The sequence below is a fragment of the Pseudomonas sp. v388 genome, assembly GCF_003935425.1.
Taxonomy (GTDB): Bacteria; Pseudomonadota; Gammaproteobacteria; order Pseudomonadales; family Pseudomonadaceae; genus Aquipseudomonas.
Genome location: NZ_RHQN01000017.1, coordinates 1 through 2,258 on the forward strand (window position 1 = coordinate 1; position 2,258 = coordinate 2,258).

The window sequence follows — 2,258 nt, forward strand, 5'->3', positions numbered from 1 at the left end:
TCTTGCGGATCGTAGAGCGAGCGTCGGATAACACCATTGCCCGCCGTTTCCTGCTCGACCTGATTGAAAGCGTTGTACTGGATATCGCTGACCAGCGTCTGTGTTGCGTTCGATAACTTCAGATCGACGGCTCTCAATTGTCCGGCCACGGTCTGTTTGAAGGATTGCGTATTACCCATGGCATCGGTCTGCCGAATCTGTCCGCCCAGAGCATTGAACGCCCACTGCGTTTCCAGGCTGTCGCTCTCCAGCAGGGCATCGCGCTCGGCTTCGGTCAGTGGCCAGTCCGGTGTTCCTGGATCAAGCAGAAAATGCCGGGTTTCGACCAGTGCAGCCCCGAGCAAACCGTAATCCGGCAGATGACGAGTCCCCGCCGTATCGTCATGGCGAATGAGCTGGTTGCACTGGTTATGCTCAAAACCATCTGACCCACCGTAGCCAAACCGCTCGGTTACCAGCCCGTCTTCGATGATTGCCAAAGGGCGCAGCATCGAATCGTATTCAATCTGGCGTCGGCTACCACGACTGTCCCATCCTTCAACCGGCAAGCCTGCTTCGCCCAATAACCCAAGACGCCAACCGGCGTCGACACTTTCGGTCAGCAGCGCCTGATTGCTGAGGCTGTAAGTCGTGTTGAGATTGGGAAGTGCAAGGCGTGGATCACGCTGACTGACCAGCCGTCCTGCCAGATCAAAAGTCTGAGAGGTTACCCGCTCATCGGCAGGTTGATCCTGCTCGCTACGGCAAAACGCAACGCTGCGCATCGCCAAACCTCGCGGGTCAATAACGATCAGCGTAGGTGTGTGAGTATCCAGCGCTATGTTCATCGTAATGTTCTCTGCTTGCGACCTGAGCTGAGTTCGGGGACTCAGGCAGGTTCATCTGACATCGAGTGGGGCATAAAAAGTCGCCTATTGTTTTGCTTGTGCGTGCGAATGCCTCGCTTGTTGACGTTGTAATTTCGGCAATATCTCTGTTTTGTAGTGCTTGTGCAGGTGATAAGCCGCATGCATGAGACTGTCAGCATTATTGGCCGAAACGTTAGCAGCAATATGGGGGTTCAAATTGAACTGATTGACTGCCGTATTTAAATCTGTTACGACGTCGGGGTCAGGGTGCAAGGCTCTTACTCGTTGTATGAATTCATTGGCTGTGACTCCGGAGTCTGCGAGATAATTTAAATTCAAACCCCCGTTAGTGATAACGTTGGCAGCGATTTTATATGGAAATTTGTAGGGCTTGTCTGCTCTTATGGTCAACAAGGAAATATATTCCTCGTAGATGTAGTAGTAATCTTTTGCGCTTGGGCCTCTTAAAGGACTTTCAAGTATATCTACTATGTGCGTGAGCTCGTGACCGAGAGTGTGAACCAGTTTTTTGGAGTAGATATGTCTGGTGTTTATAATTACTCGGCCCAGAGGGTCTTCTTGGTAGGTGAAAGCGCTAAGTCTCTCGTTGATGCTTCTAAAGCCAACAAACTTTCCTTCTGCAAAGTCTTGCTGGTACTCGGCGGCCCGAGCGAGGGCCAGTTCCCATGACTGTATGATTTGGTGGGTGACTTCGGCGTGTCGATAACCAAAAAAACTACGCATGATGTCGGCACTATCGTTAGGATGGTATTTGATCATTTCAATGGCATTTTTATAAATGGCATGAACTTTAAATAAGGCTATTTTTAACTTGTCTCTTAAATCATCCGGGAATTCGCTGAGGCCCCGATACAGAATAGTGCTTCCCTCTGAAGTCATGAGGTCCTCCATTCGGTCTCCGACGCCAATATAAATTCGACCGTCCAGATCGTTATGAAGAACGGGCGTGTTACCCACGAAGCAAAAAAGATTCAGCCCGTTTACATTGCCCGCCGGGTCCGGATTTATCCACCGCTGCAACCACTGCGCGTAATACCTGAATCCGTAGTAATACAGTCCGCTGGCATCGCGTTCCTTGCCGGAATAGCGAACCGTTTTGTACTTCACCTCGACAACACTGCGCGCGGCCCACCATGAGGTGCCGCCGAACGGGTAGTAACTTTCCTGGCTGATCAGGTTGCCTTGATGGTCCAGTTCCAGCGTGCTTGAGCCCAGGTGATCGCTCAGGCTGTAGCGGATTTGATCGTTGGCGATGCCGTTCGGTTGGCCTGCCTGCCAATGCAGTACCCGACTGTTTTGAGCCGTGATGACGTGCAGGATTTCACCATCTGCCGTGGTGCGGATTTCCAGCCCCGGCAGGTAACGAACCTCGTTGTTCAGGGTGCGGTT

At 51.7% G+C, this 2,258-nt stretch carries 1 protein-coding gene and 1 pseudogene; both read right to left on the reverse strand.

Features of this window, described 5'->3' with window-relative positions; genetic code table 11:
• A pseudogene (locus EGJ27_RS24640) lies at positions 1-827 on the reverse strand (insecticidal toxin complex protein C1); the annotation flags it as partial.
• Between the two features lie 84 nt (positions 828-911).
• Positions 912-2,258, reverse strand: a 1,347-nt coding sequence (locus tag EGJ27_RS25165; RefSeq protein WP_256672924.1) for an RHS repeat-associated core domain-containing protein, incomplete at its 5' end; no start/stop codon positions are given.